Origin of the sequence: Tenacibaculum sp. MEBiC06402, assembly GCF_049239625.1 — a bacterium.
Lineage (GTDB): Bacteria > Bacteroidota > Bacteroidia > Flavobacteriales > Flavobacteriaceae > Polaribacter.
In genome coordinates this window covers 125,833-146,160 of sequence record NZ_JBMKKT010000083.1, presented here as the reverse complement: position 1 = coordinate 146,160, position 20,328 = coordinate 125,833, and the positions used below count along the sequence as shown (strand labels likewise).

21 protein-coding genes are annotated in these 20,328 nt (G+C 31.4%); 3 read left to right on the top strand and 18 right to left on the bottom strand.

The window, feature by feature from the left end; all coding sequences use genetic code 11:
* Positions 1-3: 3 nt before the first annotated feature.
* Positions 4-1,143, bottom strand: coding sequence for a vWA domain-containing protein (locus tag ACOSP6_RS02630; protein ID WP_422093188.1), 1,140 nt, complete (start codon positions 1,141-1,143; stop codon positions 4-6).
* 82 nt (positions 1,144-1,225) lie between these two features.
* Between ACOSP6_RS02630 and ACOSP6_RS02625 the strand changes: the two genes are divergently transcribed.
* Positions 1,226-2,041 (top strand): DUF1853 family protein, encoded by an 816-nt coding sequence (locus ACOSP6_RS02625; protein WP_422093187.1) that lies wholly within the window; start codon positions 1,226-1,228, stop codon positions 2,039-2,041.
* Between the two features lie 214 nt (positions 2,042-2,255).
* Here the strand turns inward: ACOSP6_RS02625 and ACOSP6_RS02620 are convergent, their stop codons facing one another.
* The gene (locus tag ACOSP6_RS02620) at positions 2,256-3,176 is read right to left on the bottom strand and encodes an EamA family transporter (protein ID WP_422093186.1); all 921 of its coding nucleotides are present in this window, start codon (positions 3,174-3,176) and stop codon (positions 2,256-2,258) included.
* Positions 3,177-3,264: 88 nt separating this feature from the next.
* Here ACOSP6_RS02620 and ACOSP6_RS02615 point away from each other — a divergent pair, with 88 nt between their 5' ends.
* On the top strand, positions 3,265-3,954 hold the full coding sequence (locus ACOSP6_RS02615; RefSeq protein ID WP_422095695.1) for a pseudouridine synthase: 690 nt from the start codon (positions 3,265-3,267) through the stop codon (positions 3,952-3,954).
* Positions 3,955-4,059: 105 nt separating this feature from the next.
* Here the strand turns inward: ACOSP6_RS02615 and ACOSP6_RS02610 are convergent, their stop codons facing one another.
* Positions 4,060-5,289, bottom strand: coding sequence for a class I SAM-dependent rRNA methyltransferase (locus ACOSP6_RS02610; protein ID WP_422093184.1), 1,230 nt, complete (start codon positions 5,287-5,289; stop codon positions 4,060-4,062).
* A 143-nt stretch (positions 5,290-5,432) separates the two neighbouring features.
* Between ACOSP6_RS02610 and ACOSP6_RS02605 the strand changes: the two genes are divergently transcribed.
* A complete protein-coding gene (locus ACOSP6_RS02605; RefSeq protein ID WP_422093183.1) occupies positions 5,433-6,650 on the top strand; it encodes an NADH:flavin oxidoreductase/NADH oxidase family protein in 1,218 nt (405 codons plus the stop codon).
* 13 nt (positions 6,651-6,663) lie between these two features.
* On the opposite strand, the gene hisIE is transcribed toward ACOSP6_RS02605, so the two are convergent.
* From hisIE to glmM, 15 genes are all read right to left on the bottom strand, one after another.
* Positions 6,664-7,251, bottom strand: coding sequence for a bifunctional phosphoribosyl-AMP cyclohydrolase/phosphoribosyl-ATP diphosphatase HisIE (gene hisIE / locus ACOSP6_RS02600; protein ID WP_422093182.1), 588 nt, complete (start codon positions 7,249-7,251; stop codon positions 6,664-6,666).
* An 89-nt stretch (positions 7,252-7,340) separates the two neighbouring features.
* Positions 7,341-7,679, bottom strand: a complete 339-nt coding sequence (locus ACOSP6_RS02595) for a cyclic-phosphate processing receiver domain-containing protein (protein ID WP_422093181.1) — start codon at positions 7,677-7,679, stop codon at positions 7,341-7,343.
* A 96-nt stretch (positions 7,680-7,775) separates the two neighbouring features.
* Positions 7,776-8,531, bottom strand: a complete 756-nt coding sequence (hisF, locus tag ACOSP6_RS02590; protein WP_422093180.1) for an imidazole glycerol phosphate synthase subunit HisF — start codon at positions 8,529-8,531, stop codon at positions 7,776-7,778.
* Between the two features lies 1 nt (position 8,532).
* On the bottom strand, positions 8,533-9,045 hold the full coding sequence (locus ACOSP6_RS02585) for a DinB family protein (protein WP_422093179.1): 513 nt from the start codon (positions 9,043-9,045) through the stop codon (positions 8,533-8,535).
* 3 nt (positions 9,046-9,048) lie between these two features.
* Positions 9,049-9,771: a 1-(5-phosphoribosyl)-5-[(5-phosphoribosylamino)methylideneamino]imidazole-4-carboxamide isomerase gene (gene hisA, locus ACOSP6_RS02580; protein ID WP_422093178.1), complete on the bottom strand. Its 723-nt coding sequence runs from the start codon at positions 9,769-9,771 to the stop codon at positions 9,049-9,051.
* A gap of 36 nt (positions 9,772-9,807) precedes the next feature.
* The gene (locus tag ACOSP6_RS02575) at positions 9,808-10,155 is read right to left on the bottom strand and encodes a four helix bundle protein (RefSeq protein WP_422093177.1); all 348 of its coding nucleotides are present in this window, start codon (positions 10,153-10,155) and stop codon (positions 9,808-9,810) included.
* A 23-nt stretch (positions 10,156-10,178) separates the two neighbouring features.
* Positions 10,179-10,760 (bottom strand): imidazole glycerol phosphate synthase subunit HisH, encoded by a 582-nt coding sequence (gene hisH / locus ACOSP6_RS02570; protein ID WP_422093176.1) that lies wholly within the window; start codon positions 10,758-10,760, stop codon positions 10,179-10,181.
* 81 nt (positions 10,761-10,841) lie between these two features.
* Positions 10,842-11,981, bottom strand: a complete 1,140-nt coding sequence (hisB, locus tag ACOSP6_RS02565) for a bifunctional histidinol-phosphatase/imidazoleglycerol-phosphate dehydratase HisB (RefSeq protein WP_422093175.1) — start codon at positions 11,979-11,981, stop codon at positions 10,842-10,844.
* Positions 11,981-13,012: a histidinol-phosphate transaminase gene (gene hisC / locus ACOSP6_RS02560; RefSeq protein ID WP_422093174.1), complete on the bottom strand. Its 1,032-nt coding sequence runs from the start codon at positions 13,010-13,012 to the stop codon at positions 11,981-11,983. The genes hisB and hisC overlap by 1 nt, the downstream gene beginning before the upstream one ends.
* 72 nt (positions 13,013-13,084) lie before the next feature.
* Positions 13,085-14,371, bottom strand: coding sequence for a histidinol dehydrogenase (gene hisD / locus ACOSP6_RS02555; RefSeq protein ID WP_422093173.1), 1,287 nt, complete (start codon positions 14,369-14,371; stop codon positions 13,085-13,087).
* A 13-nt stretch (positions 14,372-14,384) separates the two neighbouring features.
* Positions 14,385-15,242, bottom strand: a complete 858-nt coding sequence (gene hisG / locus ACOSP6_RS02550) for an ATP phosphoribosyltransferase (protein ID WP_422093172.1) — start codon at positions 15,240-15,242, stop codon at positions 14,385-14,387.
* A gap of 397 nt (positions 15,243-15,639) precedes the next feature.
* A complete protein-coding gene (locus tag ACOSP6_RS02545) occupies positions 15,640-16,119 on the bottom strand; it encodes an Lrp/AsnC family transcriptional regulator (RefSeq protein ID WP_422093171.1) in 480 nt (159 codons plus the stop codon).
* A gap of 94 nt (positions 16,120-16,213) precedes the next feature.
* The gene (locus ACOSP6_RS02540) at positions 16,214-17,263 is read right to left on the bottom strand and encodes a M14 family zinc carboxypeptidase (RefSeq protein ID WP_422093170.1); all 1,050 of its coding nucleotides are present in this window, start codon (positions 17,261-17,263) and stop codon (positions 16,214-16,216) included.
* Positions 17,264-17,280: 17 nt separating this feature from the next.
* Complete coding sequence (locus tag ACOSP6_RS02535; protein ID WP_422093169.1) at positions 17,281-18,747, bottom strand: aminotransferase class V-fold PLP-dependent enzyme; 1,467 nt, start codon at positions 18,745-18,747, stop codon at positions 17,281-17,283.
* 126 nt (positions 18,748-18,873) lie between these two features.
* Positions 18,874-20,262, bottom strand: coding sequence for a phosphoglucosamine mutase (glmM, locus tag ACOSP6_RS02530; RefSeq protein ID WP_422093168.1), 1,389 nt, complete (start codon positions 20,260-20,262; stop codon positions 18,874-18,876).
* Positions 20,263-20,328: the final 66 nt, after the last annotated feature.

Sequence of the window (20,328 nt, the reverse complement as noted above, 5' to 3'; positions counted from 1 at the left end):
AATCTATTTTCCTCTAATTCGTTTTTTTCTGTTTTGTTCATAGTCTTCGAAAATCATTTCTCCTAATCCTTTTAAGCCTGTGTAAAAAGCTTTTCCTTGATTCGCTTGTGTAAACTGTCTAATAAACTGCATCAAATATGGGTCTTGTGCAATCATGAAAGTAGTAATAGGAATATGCAATTTTCTAGCTTGTGAGGCCATATTATAGCATTTTTCAACTATGTAACTATCTAAACCATTACTGTTTTTGTAATAAGTCCCATCTGGCAAACGCAAGCAACTTGGTTTACCGTCGGTTATCATAAAAATTTGTTTGTTTGTATTTCGTTTTCTACGTAAAATGTCCATAGCTAATTGCAATCCGGCTACAGTATTTGTGTGGTACGGACCAACTTTTAAATACGGGAGTTCTTTAACCGAAATTGGCCAGGCGTCATTTCCAAAAACCAAGATATCAATCGTGTCTTTTGGATATCTAGTTTTAATAAGTTCAACCAACGCCATGGCGACTTTTTTTGCTGGTGTAATTCTATCTTCGCCATACAAAACCATACTATGGCTGATATCAATCATTAAGACAGTACTCATCTGTGCTTTAAAGTTTGTTTCCTCAACAATTAAATCATGTTCTGTTAATGAGAAATTACCAATACCGTTATTGATTTGAGCATTTTTAATACTTTCTGTCATTGAAATACTATCCAAAGCATCACCAAAATGGAAGTTTCTATATTCACCAGTATGTTCATCTCCTTGGCCAATTACTTTGGTTTTGTGATTTCCAAGACGACTTTTTTTTAGTTTACCGAATATTTGATCTAACGCATTTTGACGAATAGCTTGTTCGGTTTTGGCTGTGATTTTAATATTACCATCTCCATTTCCATCAGAGTCTGTAGGATCAATTTCCTCTCGGATATATCCTTTATTTTTTAAATCCTCTAAAAAATCATCTAATGTATATTCTGGAGTAGTTAATCCATATTCTCTATCAAGCTGTGTCAACCAATCAAAAGCCTCATCAAAATCACCAGAAGTATATGTTATTATCTCTTTAAAAATGTCGAATAATTTTTCAAATGGAGAAACGTCTTCTGGCGTGTATTTTTCAAATCGTAGTCCTTTTTTGAATTCATTAATCATACTATAAAAATACGGCTATTTCGAATTTTAAACTAATCGAAAAATTAAGAATATGTTTATTTTAGCATTATTTTAATACTTCATGCATTTTAGCGAAAAGGAATTAACACTTCAATATCAAGGATTTTGTCAGTCAAAACCGCTTTGGATTAATTATTTAAATAAGGAACTGCAACAATTTGATTTTCAGAAAACTTGCAACACTGAATTTAAAGTAAAAATAAATTCAAAATTACGGTTAGGTAAGTTAGTTGAACAATTCGTTTTTAATGAATTCTCTTTTGATGCGTCTATTGAAATATTATTACAAAATATTCAAATTCAAGATGAAAAGATTACCATTGGAGAGTTAGATTGTATCCTACTTCAAAACAAAAAACCTGTACATTTAGAAATCGTTTACAAATTTTATCTGTATGACAAATCAGTTGGTGAAACAGAAATCGAGCATTGGATTGGACCTAACAGAAAAGATAGTTTTATTCAGAAATATTGTAAACTAATAGACAAACAATTACCGTTACTTTATAATCCAAAAACTGCAGAAACTTTAAAAGAGCATAATCTGGATGTAAATGAAATAGAACAAAAGGTATACTTTAAAGCCCAACTTTTTCCTCATCTGAATGAATTGAATGATGAATTTGATCTTATAAATAATGATTGTATTGAAGGTTTTTATATTTACAAAGACGAACTAAAAGATTTTAAAAACTGTAAATTTTATATTCCCACCAAACATAATTGGTTAGCTATACCACATGTGAACGTGAGTTGGGAGAATTTTGATAACTTTTCTCGAGCAGTTTCCGAATGTTTAGAAGAAAAATATGCCCCTTTATGCTGGTTAAAAAAATCAAATGGGATTATCTCGAAATTTTTTGTGGTATGGTGGTAATTTAAATTAAAGGTAGATTTTTAAAATGATTAATCATTAAAAGGATTAATCCAGAGACTAGAACAACCATTACAACAAGGTACTTGGCGTAGATTAATAGCTTACTATTTTTCATACGTTAGAAACATTAAAGGGGTTATTATTTAGTATAATGACAGTTTAGTTTTAAAATACCCTACTACCATTTACATTTTATAACGAATGAAAACCTATTTTATGTTTTTTGAGATGTGCTAACTTTATTTTTAGTAATTCTTTTTCTTGAAGTAATAAAATATACACCTGTTAATAGAATAATCGATGCAATTATGGATTGTGTGGTTAGGTTTTCATTTAAAAAATACCAACCCAATAAAAGTGCAATTACAGGGTTTACATAAGCCGAAGTAGATACTTTTTCTGGAGAAACTACCTTTAACAAATAATTGAAAGCTGTGAAAGCCACAATACTTCCGAAAATTATTAAAATAATCATTGATACCTGCACTTTAAAGCTTATCTCACTAAATACAGGAATATTCTCATTAAAAATTTGACTAAAAAAGACTTGTAATATACTCGCAATCGTCATTTGATATCCTGTACTCACAAAAAAGTTTTTAGGCAAATCTGCTTTAGAAACAAAAACACTACCATAACTCCAACTTAAAACACAAGATAAAATCATAAATATTCCAATAACCATTCCTTCAGAGGTAGCAATTTCCTTCTGACTAACTAATAAATACATTCCAAATATTCCTAAACAAACTCCAATAATGGATTTACGTTGCATTTTTTTTCCATCAATTAAGCGAAGTAGGAATAATACAAATAATGGTTGAGTTGATGCTAATAATGCCGCAAAACCACTATCTACATACTTTAAAGCCCAAACGAAAACTCCATTTCCGTAAACCAAAAACAAAAACGCGGCAATTACCAAATTCAAAAATTGACGCTTAGTTACTTTCAAAGATTTTTTAAGAAGTAGCGCAATTATTAAAATTAGAATTCCAGCAAAACCAAAGCGAATAGCGGCCAATAGCAACGGTGGAATTTCAGTAACAGCAATTTTATTTAGCAAATATGTAGAACCCCAAATTACATATATAGAGAAAAAAGAGGCTATAATTAGTAGTTTCGATTTATTCATTATACGAAGTTACTTGAAAAACTTAGTTGAATAAAGTTTTTTCTTATTTATAACATATAGCTACTTTTGAGGTCTTAAAATAACAATGATGAATATTGATTTAATTTACGAAGATGAGTATTGTATTTGTGTAACTAAACGTAATGATGTAGTTGTTCATCATGCTTATCATTCTAGAAATGTAATTCATGAACAATCATTGTTACAATTACTAGAAGAGGATTTTGGAAAGAAATTCTATCCCGTTCATCGTTTGGATAGAAGAACCTCAGGAATAATTCTGCTGACAAAAGAAACTAAGTATGTTTCAGAATTTCAAAAACTATTTACGGAAAATAAAATTCAGAAAACTTATTACGGAGTTGTTCGTGGTCATGCTCCTGAAAACAGAGTTATCGATTCTCCAGTAAAAGGAAAAGATAGTAATGTGTATAAAGATGCTGAAACACTTTTAGAATGTGTAAAAACTACCACACAAAATATTCCAGTGAAACCATATGATACTTCACGCTATAGTTTGGTAAAGTTGACTCCTAAAACGGGTAGATTACATCAACTTCGAATTCATATGAATAAAATAAGCCATCCGTTAATTGGAGATGGTAAATACGGGGATAAAAATCATAATGCGATGTATGAAACTAATTTTGGTTGGACGAATTTATTTTTACACGCAAAAACACTAGAGTTCAAACATCCTTTTACCAATGAAAATTTGAAGCTAGAATCAGATTTTCCAGAGAATTGGAAAGCTTTATTTAAGCAATTTGAATGGTAGGGCTTAGTCTATCTGAAAATTGTCATTGCGAGGAACGAAGCAATCCCTAAACAAGTTAAGATTACTTCACTTCGTTCGTAATAACAATTTGTGAATTGATTTCTACTATTCTAAAAACCTGTAATACGCACACTTTAAATAAGCACCTTCAGGAAAACCAATTGGGTGATCTGAATCATGATAGGTTTTCAATTCCGTTTTAAAACGACGTTTACCGCTTTCTAAAACATCTTCATTTATATCGAAAAAGTCATCTGCCACCACTCGTGATGAACAAGAGGCTAATACTAACAAGCCTTTTCTAGATGTTAACTTAGCTCCTAACCTGGCTAATTGAGCATATTTCTTTTTAGCTAATTCAATTTCCGAAGCTTGTTTTGCAAAACTTGGAGGATCTATTACAACGACATCAAAAGAAACTTTGTTTTGAATCAATTTACGAAGTTCCTCAAAAGCATCTCCTGCAATTGTTTTATGAACACCGGAATAATCATTCAGCTTTCCGTTTTCAACTGCAATTTCAAGTGCTTGTTTACTAATATCTAAACTTGTTACCTCTTTTGCTCCGTTATACAATGCATGAACTGAGAATCCACCTGCATAAGAGAAAACATCTAAAACAGTTTTATTCTTACTGAACTCTCCTACTCGTTTTCTATTCGCTCTATGATCTAAGAAATATCCTGTTTTATGACCTTTAATCACATTGGCAGAAAATTTCACGCTATGTTCTACGAACTCTACTACTTCACTCTCTAAGACTCCATAAACAACATCTCCATCCTTCAAATTATGATTTGTAGATTTTTGAACATTTCTACTTAAACGAATTACAATGGTTTCTGCTTTAGAAACTTCTTGTAAGCTTTTTAAAATGGTTTCTAAAAATGGCAACCAAATTTCAGAATATAGCTTAACTACTAAAACTGTATCATAAACATCTGCAATAAAAGAAGGAAAACCATCATTTTCACCGAATATTAAGCGATAACTGTTGGTGTTTGTTTGTAGTAATGTGTTTCTTTTCTGATAGGCTTTTTCTATTTTTTTATGAAAAAAAGATTCATTTACAACCGCTTTATCAGAAGACGTGTGAATCATTTTTATACGAATAGGTGAATCTGAATCGTACAAACCAATACCAACTACTTTGTTTTTCTTTCTACCAAAAACAATAGCTAAATCTCCTGTTTTAGGATCTTTACTAACTTTCTCTATACTATTAGAAAACACCCATGGATGATTCTTCATCACATGTTGTTCTCCTTTGCTAGTAAGTTTTACAGCGAGATTCTTTGGTTGGTAATTTGAAACAATTCGTTCACTAAAATTCATACAACAATTGCTAAAAAATGATGCACAAAAATAGGTATTCATTAAGAACTATTCGTAAAACTTTTTCATTTTAAACTTAAGAAACTCCAACGATATGAGTATTTTTAGAATCTTAATTAGAATCTAACCCTTTCATATTAAAAATGACAAAACTACAAGACCCAATTACCTTACCCAACGGAACGGTATTAGCCAACAGAATTGCCAAGTCTGCAATGAGTGAGAATTTATCTAATAAAACACATGAACCAACAGCCACTTTGATCAATGCATACAAAGAATGGGCAAAAGGAGGTTCTGGATTATTGATTACAGGAAATGTAATGATAGATAGTAAAGCGCTTGGTGAACCTATGAATGTTGTTATCGAGGATGATCGACATCTTGAAAAATTGCAAGAATGGGCAGCAACAGTAAAAGGAACAGACACTCATCTTTGGGTACAAATTAATCATCCTGGAAGACAAGCCATGGACCAGATTAATAATGTTTTAAAAGCTCCCTCTGCTATACCTTTAAAATCAAAAGGTAGAAAAAAGGCTACAACAAAAATTCCGAAAGCCCTAACTCACGATGAAATTTTAGATATTATTAAACGTTTTGGAACTACTTCAAGAATTTTAAAAGATGCTGGTTTTACTGGTGTTCAAATTCATGGTGCTCACGGATATTTAGTAAGTCAGTTTTTATCACCTTATGCCAATATACGAGAAGATGAATGGGGTGGAACTTTTGAGAAGAGAGCGAAATTTGTTTTAGAAGTTTATAAAGAAATTCGTTCTCAAGTTGGACCAGATTTTCCTATTGGTATTAAGTTGAACTCTGCAGATTTTCAAAAAGGAGGATTTAGCGAAGAAGATTCGATGAAAGTTATTGAGTTGCTTTCTGAAGCTGGAATTGATTTAATTGAAATTTCTGGAGGAACATACGAAGCTCCAGCAATGATGATGGGTAACCGTAAACAAAGTACAAAAGAACGAGAAGCTTATTTTATTGATTATATCGAAAAAGCAAGGAAAATAACTAAAACTCCTTTAATGTTAACAGGAGGATTTAGAACTGTTTCTGTAATGCAAGATGCCATTGCTTCTGAGAAATTAGATGTTGTTGGACTTGCTCGTCCGTATTGCTTATTCCCAAATATTGGAAATGAAATTTTAAACGAGTCTCGATCAACATTTCCTGTAAATATTAATAAAACAGGAGTAAAAGGAATTGATGGAATGATGAATATTATTTGGTACGAAGCACAAATAAAGCGCCTAGGTTTAGGAAAATTACCTAAATTAAAACTAAGCGCTTGGTCTGTATTTTTTAATTACCTCTTTTTAATATTCAAGTTTAAGTTGACGAAGAAGTAATTGATATCTAGTTTTAGTGTCTACTTTTTAAAACAGCTTCAATATCTTTTAAAGTAAATCCTTTTGCTTTTAATAATATCAAGTAGTGATATAACAAATCTGCTGCTTCATTGGTGAATAAGTCGTCGTTATTGTCTTTAGCTTCAATTACAACTTCTACGGCTTCTTCACCAACTTTTTGCGCTACTTTATTAATTCCTCTTTTGAATAGTTTGTTTGTATATGAAGACTCCACATTATTGTCGATTCTATCATGAATAATATTCTCTAATTCATACACAAAACCTTTTGGTGTTTCTTCTGCAAAGCAAGAAGTCGTTCCTTTGTGACAAGTTGGTCCTTTTGGCTCTGCTTTTATTAGAATAGTGTCATTATCACAATCAGTTTGAACATCCTTAACTAACAAGAAATTACCACTCTCCTCGCCTTTTGTCCACAATCTATTCTTACTTCTACTATAGAATGTAACTTTTTGTTCTTTTTGTGTTTTTTCAAACGCTTCTTCGTTCATATAACCTAACATTAACACTTGTAATGTTTTGCTATTCTGAATAATAACTGGCACTAAACCGTCGTTACTTTTATTGAAATCTACTTTCATTTTTTATACTTTGTCAGGTCGAGCGCAGTCGAGACCAATTTTAAATATGTTTGTATTAATAACCTCTCGACTGCGCTCGAGGTGACATTTTAATTGTTATTTAAAAAATCAATATAATTCGTTAATAATCCTTTTATTTGTTCGGTAGCTACTGGATTTGCAGAGTGTACTTTGAATTGTAAACTTCTTAAATCTAAACCTGATTCGTATACTAACCATTTTGCAGCAGCATAACCATCAAGAGCAACTTCTCCATTTTTATCGAGTCCTAAATCATTATCAAAACTGATAAAATCTGGCAAACCATTTTTTAGAATATATGAAACAAATGCCTCATACGTTCTTACAATATCAAATTCTTTTTCTTGCGATGCGTCATAAACCATATCTATGGTTCTTAAATCATCTAAAAACAATTTCTTTTTCATTTTGTTTTCATTCTAATTGTCATTCCCGTGAAAACGGGAATCTTTTCTAACTCTATGAGATTCCGCATCAAGTGTGGAATGATAAGTTTTTTTTGTTTAAATCCTAACAGGAATATTTTGTTCTTTTAAAGCTTGTTTTAATTCTGGAATTGGAATTTCACCAAAGTGGAAAACACTTGCAGCTAAAGCAGCATCAGATTTCCCTTCCGTGAATGTATCAATGAAATGTTGCACCGATCCAGCTCCACCAGAAGCAATAATTGGTATATTCAATTCATCTGACAATCTTGCCAAAGCTTTATTTGCAAATCCAGCTTTGGTGCCATCATTGTCCATTGAGGTAAATAATATCTCTCCTGCTCCTCTTTGTTCAACTTCCTTAGCCCAATCAAATAAATTCAATTCCGTTGGAATTGTTCCACCAGCTAAATGAACTTTCCATTCTCCGTCAACTTGCTTAGCATCAATTGCCACAACTACACATTGACTTCCAAATTTTTGAGATAATTCATTAATTAACTCTGGTCTTTTAACGGCTGATGAATTAATCGAAACTTTATCCGCTCCACATTTTAATAAAGCGTCTACATGTTCAATAGAAGAAATTCCACCTCCAACAGTAAACGGAATATTTACTTGAGCTGCAACCTTTTCTACCATATCTAAAGTAGTTCCCCTGTTTTCAAGAGTAGCTGCTATATCTAAAAACACCAGTTCGTCCGCTCCAAGCTCTGCATATTGTTTCGCAAGAACAACAGGATCACCAGCATCTATTAAGTTTACAAAATTGACTCCTTTTACTGTTCTTCCATTTTTAATATCCAAACAAGGAACTATTCGTTTTGTTAACATTTTAATCTTTGTTTTTTATTGTTAAATCTACTCCATCGTAAAAACCTAAATCTTTATTCTTTAATTGCTTTACCCAAAAAGCAATTTGTCCTGTGTGATACGAATAATGTTCAGTTACGTGAATAACAATTCCAACACCTGAAAAAGTAAACCCTTGAACTTCTCGTTTTCTAAGATATTCTTCAAGAGTAGTTTTGTTAATAATCTCTTTAGCTTTTTCAAGAGTAGTATTCAGTTTTTCTAATAATTCGGATTTCGAATATCCTTTATCAATAGAAAATTCTAAATCTCTATTTCTTAAATCATCTGTATTTCCTAATGAAGATACTGCATACTGAGTAATATTACCACATAAATGAAGTATTAAGTTTCCTATACTGTTCGAAGAATTATTGATTCTTTTCCAAACATCATCTTCTGAAATGAGACTCAATGATTTAGTATTCATTCGAGTACTTTCATCCAATCTGTAAATGATTTGATTCTTTAATTCTTCTAATACTTCAATATTCATTTTTTATTGTTTTATAATAAACTGTTCAAGTTCTTTTAAACTGATTTTATTCTCGTAAATAGCTTTACCAACAATAACACCTTCACAACCTAACTCTTTTACCTTAAATAAATCATCTAAATTAGAAACTCCACCACTAGCTATAAGTTTAACTTTAGTTGTCTCTAAAATCTCCTTGTATAATTCGTTTGAAGTTCCCTCTAACATTCCGTCTTTAGCAACATCTGTGCAAATTACATATTCAGCTCCAATTTCCTTATAGTCAGTAATAAATTCAACTACATCAACTACGGAAGTTTCCATCCAACCGTGAGTGGCGACTTTTCTATTTTTACAATCAGCTCCCAAAATGATTCTCTCAGAACCATAATTTTTTAACCAATTGATAAAAACATCTGGATTTTTTACTGCAATACTTCCACCTGTAATTTGATTTGCTCCACTTTCAAATGCAATTTTAGCATCTTCATCAGATTTTAAACCACCGCCAAAATCAATTTTTAAATTAGTTTTCGTGGCAATTTCCTCTAATACTTTATGATTTACAATATGTTTAGATTTAGCTCCATCTAAATCAACCACATGTAAATACTCAATACCAGCATCTTCAAATTGTTTAGCAACCTCTAACGGATTTTCGTTGTAAATTTTCTTTGTGTTATAATCCCCTTTTGTTAAACGAACACATTTTCCTTCAATAATGTCAATAGCAGGTATTATTCTCATTTTGTTTGTTTTAAGTATATAGTAAAAAGTATTAAGTTATAAGCTTCTTTGAAGTGAAAAGTTCATTTTCTTGACTTCATTACATAAGTTCAAAATATTTATTACTTGTTCATTTTTAATAAATTTTAGTCTTACAGATAATAATATCTGCGTTTCAAGTTCACATGTAGAACCATTTGCGATACTCAAAAAATGCTTGAACTCTTTTTTTGAATTTCTTCCTGCTCCTTCAGCTATATTAGAAGGAATAGAAATACTACATCTTTTAATTTGTGATACTAATCCGTATTTTTCTTCTTCAGGCATTAATTTGATTACGGAATAGACTTCTTCCACCAAACTCATTGCCTTTTCCCAAATTTTTAAATTTTCATATTTATTCATAGCTATTTTCTTAATACTTTAGTCTAAAGTTCTAAAAAATTCTTCAGAATTTTTTCCCCTTCAACACCACTTTTTTCTGGGTGAAACTGAGTTCCGTAAAAATTATCTTTATGTAAAGCTGTTGCATAGTTTATTCCGTAATCGGTAGTTGCAATTGCATATTTACAATCTTCGGCATAATAGCTATGTACTAAATACATGTATTCATCTTCTTTTATTCCTTTGAATAAATCTGACTTTAAATTTGAAATTGTATTCCAACCCATTTGAGGAACTTTTAACTCATTTGAGAAACGTTTAATTTCTACATCAAAAATTCCTAATCCTTCGGTATTTCCTTCTTCAGATGAAGTACACATTAATTGCATACCCAAACAAATACCTAGCACAGGTTGCTTTAATGTTGGAATAACTTTATCCAAGCCACTTTCTCTTAATTTATTCATTGCCGAACTTGCTTCTCCTACACCTGGAAAAATAACTTTATCAGCATTTTGTATTTCTTCTACGTTATTGGTCAAAACGGCATCAACCCCTAATCTTTTAAAGGCAAATTGAATGCTTTTTATGTTTCCCGCTCCGTAATCAATAATGACTAATTTCATTTCTTCAATATTAAATATTAGAAGTTAAATATTAGAAGTATATGAGTAGCAACTTTACACTTTTAATATCTGATATCTAACTTATAAAAGTCCTTTAGTTGATGGTAAAAACATTTTATTTGCATCACGTTTTACAGCCATTTTTATAGCTTTAGCAAATGCTTTAAATATTCCTTCTATTTTGTGGTGTTCGTTCACACCTTCTGCTTTTACATTTAAGTTACATTTTGCACCGTCTGTAAATGATTTGAATAAGTGGAAGAACATTTCTGTAGGCATATCTCCAATTTTCTCTCTCTTAAACTCAGCATCCCATTCTAACCAATTTCTACCGCCAAAATCAACAGCAACTTGCGCTAAACAATCATCCATTGGTAAACAGAATCCATAACGTTCGATACCTAATTTATTTCCTACTGCTTTATAAAACACTTCTCCTAAAGCGATCATTGTATCTTCGATAGTGTGGTGTTCGTCAACTTCTAAATCACCATCAACTTTGATTGTTAAATCCATTGCCCCGTGACGACCGATTTGGTCTAACATGTGATCAAAGAATTTTAATCCAGTACTAATATCGTTTTTACCTGAACCATCTAAATTTAATCTGATATAAATCTTAGTTTCATTAGTGTTTCTAGTAATTTCAGCAACTCGATCTTCTAACTTTAAAAACTCATAAATTTCCTTCCAATCTGTACTTGTTAAAGCGATACAATCGATTATTTCTTGTTTAGATGATTCTATTTCATCAGCTCCTAATTCTGGATTTTCAGACAAATAAATACCTTTCGCTCCTAAATTCTTAGCTAATTCCATATCTGTAATACGATCTCCTAACACAAAAGAATTTTCAAGATCATATTCATCAGAAAAATATTGTGTTAACAAACCTGTTCTTGGCTTACGAGTTGGTGCGTTTTCAGCAGCAAAAGTTCTATCTATAAACACTTCAGAAAAAACAACACCTTCTTTAGCAAAAGCATCAATAACTTTATTTTGAGCAGGCCAAAATGTATCTTCTGGAAAAGACTCTGTTCCTAAACCATCTTGATTGGTAACCATTACTAATTCAAAATCTAATTCTTCAGCAATTTTAGCCATGTATTGGAATACCTTCGGATAAAACTCTAACTTTTCTAAACTATCTAATTGATAATCTACAGGTGGTTCTAATACTAAAGTTCCGTCTCTATCTATGAATAATACTTTTTTCTTCATTATAATGCTTTTAGCGCGTTGATTAGTTGTTCGTTTTCTTCTGGAGTTCCAACAGTAATTCTAATACAATTATTAATTACTTTATTTCGATTTCTAATAATAACTTTTTCATCAATTAAATAGTTATAGGTTTTATCAGCATCGTCCACATTTACCAATAAAAAGTTAGCATCAGAAGGATATATTTTATTTACTTTTTTAATGCTTGCCAAGCGCTGCTTTAATCGACTTCTTTCTTCTAAAATAATGTCGATGTTTTTCTCTACGTCTGACAAATTATTTAATGATTCTAAAACTGCTTCTTGATTTAAAACACTCACATTATACGGAGGTTTAACTCTGTTGTACAAATCTAAAATCGCTTTATTTGTGTATGCTGCTCCTACTCTAACACCAGCTAATCCCCAAGCTTTACTAAAAGTCTGACTAACAATTAAATTCGGATAGTCGTTAATCTTCTCGATAAAAGATTGCTTAGAACTGAAATCGATATAAGCTTCATCTATAATTACAACACCTTCGAAATTAGCTAATATATACTCAATATCTTCCTCATTAATTGTATTTCCTGTTGGATTATTTGGTGAACATATAAATATCATTTTCACCAAAGGATCGTCTAAATAAGGCTGTAATTGATTTAAATTAATCTGAAAATCATTAATTAATGGCTGCTTTATTAACTCAATATTATTAATGTCTGCCGAAACATCGTACATTCCATAAGTTGGAGAAAACGTTAAAGCCTTATCAACTCCAGGTTCACAAAAAATGCGAAATGCAATATCAATAACTTCATCACTTCCATTTCCGATAAAGATCTGATTTGTATTAACATTTTTAATCTTTGCTAACTTCTCCTTGATTTTACTTTGTTGCGGATCTGGATAACGATTTAAGTTTCCGTAAGGATTTTCATTTGCATCTAAAAACACATCTGCAGTTCCTTTAAATTCATCTCTCGCAGAAGAATACGGAGTCAAATTCCATATGTTTTTTCTAACTATTTTTTCTAAACTAAACTGTTTCATTTTTATAATAACATGTCAGATCGAGCGAAGTCGAGATCTTAATTACCTCTCGACTCCGCTCGAGGTGACAATTTAACTTTTTATAGATTTTAAACGTAATGTAACTGCATTTTTGTGAGCTTGTAATCCTTCAGCCTCAGCCATTAACTCAATAGTATTTCCAATATTTTTTATTCCTTCTTTTGATAATTTCTGGAAGGTGATCTTCTTTACAAAACTATCCAGAGAAACACCACTGTAGTTCTTAGCATAACCATACGTTGGTAAGGTGTGATTTGTTCCTGAAGCATAATCCCCGGCACTTTCACAACTATAATTGCCTAAGAAAACAGAACCCGCATTGGTAATTTTATCGATAAAATCATCTGCCTTTTCAGAAGCAATAATTAAGTGTTCTGGAGCATATTCATTACTAAAATCAATTCCTTCTTCCATAGAATCAAAGTAAACTGTTCTACTGTTCTGAAGCGCTTTTTCAGCAATATCTTTTCTCGGTAATTCGTTTAACTGTTTTTCTAATTCAATTTCAATTCCCCCAATACTTGCTTTATTGTTTGATACTAAAATCACCTGACTATCCGTTCCGTGTTCTGCCTGTGATAATAAATCAGCAGCCACAAAACTTGGATTTGAAGTTTCATCAGCAATCACTAAAACTTCACTTGGTCCCGCTGGCATATCAATCGCAACTCCGTATTCCTGAACTAACTCTTTAGCTTTAGTCACAAACTGGTTTCCTGGTCCGAATATTTTATAAACTTGTGGAATAGTTTCTGTACCAAACGTCATAGCTCCAACTGCTTGTGCTCCACCAACTTTAAATATTTTGGTTACTCCAACAAGATTTGCAGTATATAAAATTACAGGATTAACTTTTCCTTCCTTATTTGGAGGCGTGCACAATACAATTTCTTTACAACCAGCAACTTTCGCTGGTACTGCTAACATTAAAATTGTTGAAAATAATGGCGCAGTTCCTCCAGGAATATATAAACCAACTTTTTCAATTCCTACAGATTTTCTCCAACATTGAACACCTTTAGTAGTTTCAATTACTTTCGGAGTCTCTTTTTGAGAAGTGTGAAAAACTTCAATATTATTTTTAGCTTGCTCAATAGCCTGCTTCAACTCTTCTGAAACTTCATTTTTTGCCGCTTCAATCTCTTCCTGAGAAACTTCTAAGCCGGATAACTTTGTATTATCAAACTTCTCAGCATACTCATATAAAGCTTGGTCTTTATTTTCCTGAACGTTCTTTAGAATAGCAGTTACGATTTCATTAAGTTCAGATTTATCAAACTGAGCTCTTTTACAAAGCTCATTCCAGGTACTTTTCTCCGGATTCGTATATACTTTCATTTTAGCCATTATATTACTGAATCATATTTTCAATTGGACAAACTAAAATTCCTTCTGCACCTGCAGCACGAAGTTCATCTATTAAATCCCAAAAATCGTTTTTATTAATAACTGAGTGAACAGAACTCCAACCTTCTTGAGCTAAAGGCAAAATAGTTGGACTTTTAATTCCTGGAAGAATATTTATGATATCGTCTACTCTATTATTTGGAGCGTTTAACAACACATATTTATTCTTTCTTGCTGCTAAAACAGATTGTAAACGGAATTGAATTTTATCTAATATAGCTTGATTTTCAGCAGAAATCTGTGGAGATTTTACTAAAACAGCTTCTGATTTCACTAAAACTTCAATTTCCTTTAAGTTGTTCTTGAATAAAGTACTTCCACTAGAAACAATATCACAAACTGCATCAGCCAATCCAATATTTGGAGCAATCTCAACAGAACCATTAATGATGTGTAAGTTTGCTTCAACTCCTGCTTTTGCTAAGAATTTTTCAACTGTTTTTGGATAAGAAGTTGCAATCTTTTTACCAGCTAAATCAGCTAAACTCTTAGCTTCTGAGGTTTTAGGTACAGCAATAGAAACTCGACATTTAGAAAATCCTAATTTCTCTACTACATCAATATTATTGCCTTTTTCAATTATTAAATTCTCACCAATAATCGCGATATCTACTACTCCATCTCTTAAGTATTGAGGAATATCTCCATTTCTTAAAAAGAAAACTTCTAATGGAAAATTTCGAGCTGAAGCTTTTAATTGATCTTTCCCGTTATCAATTGAAATTCCAATGGCTTTTAAAAGTTTTAAAGAATCTTCGTTAAGTCTTCCTGATTTTTGAACTGCTAATCTTAATTTACTCATTTTAGTATTTGTGTTGTTGTTTGAGCAAACCTTAGGAATCTAATTCTGAACTGTGTAGAATTAAAAAATCCGCTTGATTTACTCAAACGGATTTTAAATTTTATGTTGTTAATTACGTACATATCATTATCGATTCGCTTGAGTGCAAATATGATGATGATGATGATGTAATTGAATAAATGTCATTGTAATAATTTTACGTTTGCAAATTTAAATGATAATCTTTTATTCATCCAAATAAAAATTCAACTATTTTAATTTTTCCACAAAAACCTAGATAAAGTTTGATTTTTAACTTCATTATATTCCTATTCTTTATAACTAGCAAATGACAAAAAAGGAGTAATAGTTTATATTACTCCTTTCTTATACATATTTATAAAACTTTATAATTCAATTAAAAGTCTTGAAATATTGCATGCATCATACGTTTTTTATCGTTGATGCTTTCTTCTAATGAAATCATAGTCTCAGTTCTACTTACCCCATGAATTTCATCAATTTTGTAAATAACGTCTTTCGCATCATTCGTATCCTTGGCACGAACTTTACAGAAGATATTATACTTTCCAGCAGTTACGTAAGCTACAGTAACATTAGGAATGTGACGTAAGTTATCAATCACATGTTGCGTCATAGAAGTCTTTTCTAAAAAGATACCTACATGAGCAATAAAAGAATATCCCATTTTCTCATAATCTAACGTTAACGTAGATCCTTGAATAATACCTTCATCTTCCATCTTTTTAACACGTACGTGAATTGTACCTGCAGATACTAATAATTTTTTAGCAATATCTGTAAATGGTGTTCTAGCATTTTCAATTAAGATATCCAAAATTTGATGATCGATTTCATCTAATACAAATTTCTTCATTTTTAAATTTTATTCATAGTATGCGACAAAAATATGAATTATTATTAACAAACAACAATAATATGCGGTATAAAATTTAATATTTAATAAAAATTTAATCTTCGAAAACGATTTCGTGATGTCCAAAGTATTCTTTTAAGTCACCTTGCTTTTCCTTTTTTAATCTAGAAGTAAGTCTGTTATCTGCAATTTCATCTACATATAAAAAGCCAATATCTGTACCTTCTTGATTACGATGAATCACATCAAAAAATGATTTTTCATTGTTTGGAATTTTAAAATACGGTTTGTACATATTAAAATCACTAGTAATAGCAATATGATATATCCCTTGAAGTAATGAATAGAAATTAAACTTTCGAGTTTCCTCTCTGTTATAATCATTAGGAAAATGTCCAGCTTCAATTAAAATTGTGTTATGACCAAGTTTTTGAAAATTATCACCAGTAGCTGTCGGATAAAACTCGTCTGTATATCTTCCTATATGATTTGGAATAACTTTCTGAAGTAATTCGTTCATTGCAACGATAACATTCATCGTTTCAATTCTTCCTTTTGTTATTTTACGCGTTTCCTCTTCCGAAGGCGCTAAAAAAGAAATAGTAGCTGGATTTTTTGTTCCTTCCACTCCGAATATGGTTCGCTGGTCATGCAAATTAAAACAAAAATGAGGATTAAAATCATCTAAATATTTCCTTAAAACCTTACTCTCACAAGCGCTTTGATCAACAGCATCTCTATTTAAATCAACATTATTAGCATTCACTCTTGTATAAGCTAAGGCTCCATCTGGATTTAAAATTGGAATGATTTGAATAGTACAATTCTCTATTATATCTTGAATAATATCATGACCATAATATTCTCTGTAGAAATTTAAAAAGTCAAACACAGCTTTCGTTCCTGTGCTTTCATTACCATGCATTTGACTCCAAATTAATATACGTTTTTTTCCATTTCCAAACTTCAACTTAAAAATGTCCCTCCCTTCTTCTGATTTACCTATCAATTCCTTAGAAATAGAATCATGTAACTTATCAAATAAAGGCTGTATATCACTTAGAGTAATCCATTTCCCTAATAAATGACTCTCTTTAATATCTGTATAACAATCTTTTAAAAAGTTTATATCCAGCAAACTCATTTAACTATTTATCCTTTTTAGTATGAAAACCATTCTTTGACTAACTTCTTTTCAATTGATTCCACTGACTTGTGTACATAGTCATTTTTTATCGAATCATAATCGTAATCAGCCGACCATTCTTCAATATTTTGATGAAGCTCTTTTAAAGAATCACAGATAAAATCTAACTCTTGATTTGTAATTGTTGGATGAATTGATAAACGAATCCATCCTGGTTTTTCGATATTACATCCTTCCAAAATCCGACTTTCAATAGATTTAGAAGTTTCTCTATCTACATTTAGTAAGAAATGCCCATAAGTTCCAGCGCAAGAACACCCACCACGAGTTTGTATTCCAAATCTATCATTCAATAATTTTACCACTAAATTGAAGTGATATTTTTCAAAATAAAATGAAAAAATACTAAGTCTATCCCTATGATTTGGTGCTAAAATGTGAACACCTTCTAAAGAATCTAAACAGTCAAACATAACTTTATTGATCTCATCCTCCCTATTCTTAATGTTTTCTGTTCCCATTTGATCTTTTAACTGCATAGACAAAGCAATTCGAATGGTTTGTAAAAATGCAGGTGTTCCTCCATCTTCTCTCGTCTCTACATCATCAATATAATCATGTTCTCCCCAAGGGTTTGTATAAGTTACAGTTCCTCCTCCTGGATTGTCTGGAATCACATTCTTGTATAATTTTTTATTAAAAATCAAAACCCCTGAACTTCCTGGACCTCCTAAAAATTTGTGTGGAGAAAAGAAAATAGCATCTAAATACTCATCATCATTATCGGGATGCATATCAATATCTACGTAAGGTGCTGAACAGGCAAAATCAACAAAACATAATCCGTTATACTTATGAATTAAAGCTGCAACTTTGTGATAATCCGTTTTAATTCCTGTAACATTTGATCCTCCAATAATTGAAGCTATTTTGATTGGCCTGCTCTCATATTTTTGAATTACTTTTTCAAACATCTCCAAGCAAACTAATCCTTCCTCGTTACAAGGAACGACTTCAACATCAGCAATTGTTTCTAACCAAGAAGTTTGATTAGAATGATGTTCCATATGACTCACAAATACAATTGGTCTCTTTTCATCTGGAATTACTGTATGATCTTTTAGGTTTTCAGAAACTTTTAATCCAAGAATACGTTGAAACTTATTTACGACACCTGTCATACCAGAACCTTCCGTAATTAAAACATCATCTTTTGAGGCATTTACATGACGCTTAATAATATTTCTAGCCTCATGGTAAGCCAATGTCATAGCGGCTCCAGAAGTTGAAGTTTCTGTATGAGTATTTGCCACAAAAGGACCAAACTCATTCATTAATTTCTCCTCGATAGGTCTATATAAACGTCCACTCGCCGTCCAATCAGTATAAATTAGCTTCTTAACACCATATGGTGTAGTAAACTCTTGATCGATTCCAATTATATGTTTTCTAAACTGTTGGAAATATTCCTCTAAACTCATATCCATCATATTCTAGTTATACGAATTTCTATAAAAATTTTTAATTGATTACTAGCTTGTTTTAAATTTAACAACCCTAGTAAATTTGTATGGTAATAAAAAATCCCGCACAACTGCGGGATTCTATTAAATTATCTCTTTTATTTCGTTTATAAAGCGCTCAGCTAAATCATCTGCTTTTTCTTGTGATTTTGCTTCGGTGTATATTCTAATAATTGGCTCGGTATTCGATTTACGAAGATGAATCCACTCTTCTGCAAAATCAATCTTTACACCATCAATAGTATTCACATCTTCACTTTTATATTTTTCAGCCATGGCAGCTAAAATATTATCAACATCGATTTGTGGTGTTAATTGGATTTTATTCTTACTCATGAAATAACTTGGATATGAGTTTCTCAATTCTTTACAAGAGATTTTCTTTTTAGCTAAATGTGATAAAAATAAAGCGACTCCAACTAACGAATCTCTACCGTAATGAGACTCCGGATAAATAATACCTCCATTTCCTTCTCCACCAATAACGGTGTTTGTGTCTTTCATCATTTGAACTACGTTCACCTCTCCTACTGCGCTTGCTGTATATGTTCCTCCGTGAGCTTCTGTAACATCTCTCAAAGCTCTTGAAGATGATAAATTTGAAACTGTGTTTCCTCCTTTTAATTCTCCTAAAACATAATCAGCGCAAGCAACTAACGTATACTCCTCACCAAACATAGAACCGTCTTCACAAATAAGTGCTAAACGATCAACATCAGGATCGACAACAATACCTAAATCAGCCTTCTTTTTCACAACTAATTCAGATATATCTGTTAAATGCTCTTTTAAAGGCTCTGGATTATGAGGAAAATGTCCATTAGGCTCACAGTATAATTCAATACATTTCACTCCTAATTCCTTTAGCAACGCTGGTATAGCAATCCCTCCAGTAGAATTCACTCCATCTACAACTACTTTAAATTTTGCTTTTTTAATAGCCTTTTTGTCTACAAGTTTAAGTTTTAAAACTTCTTTAATATGCTTTTTAATATAATTCTTCTTCTTTTTTACAACACCTAAATCATCAACATCGGCAAAATCAAAATCTTCTTTTTCTGCTATTGCTAAAATCTCTTTACCATCTTCTCCATTCAAGAACTCGCCTTTCTCATTTAACAACTTAAGTGCATTCCATTGTTTTGGATTATGAGAAGCGGTTAGAATAATTCCACCTTCAGCTTTTTCAATTGGAACAGCAACTTCTACTGTTGGAGTTGTAGACAATCCTAAATCGATTACATTAATTCCTAAACCAATTAAAGTATCAGAAACTAAACCACTAATCATCTTCCCTGAAATACGAGCATCTCTACCTATAACAATGGTAATTTTGTCTTTATCAGTATTTCTGTTCTTTATGAAGGTACCGTAAGCTGCGGCAAATTTTACTGCATCAATTGGTGTAAGATTATCTCCAGTACTACCTCCAATGGTTCCTCTAATTCCCGATATAGATTTTATTAATGTCATATTTATTTTTTGATTTACGCAAATATAAAATTAATACTTCATTTCTTCATAGAATACTATAAAAGC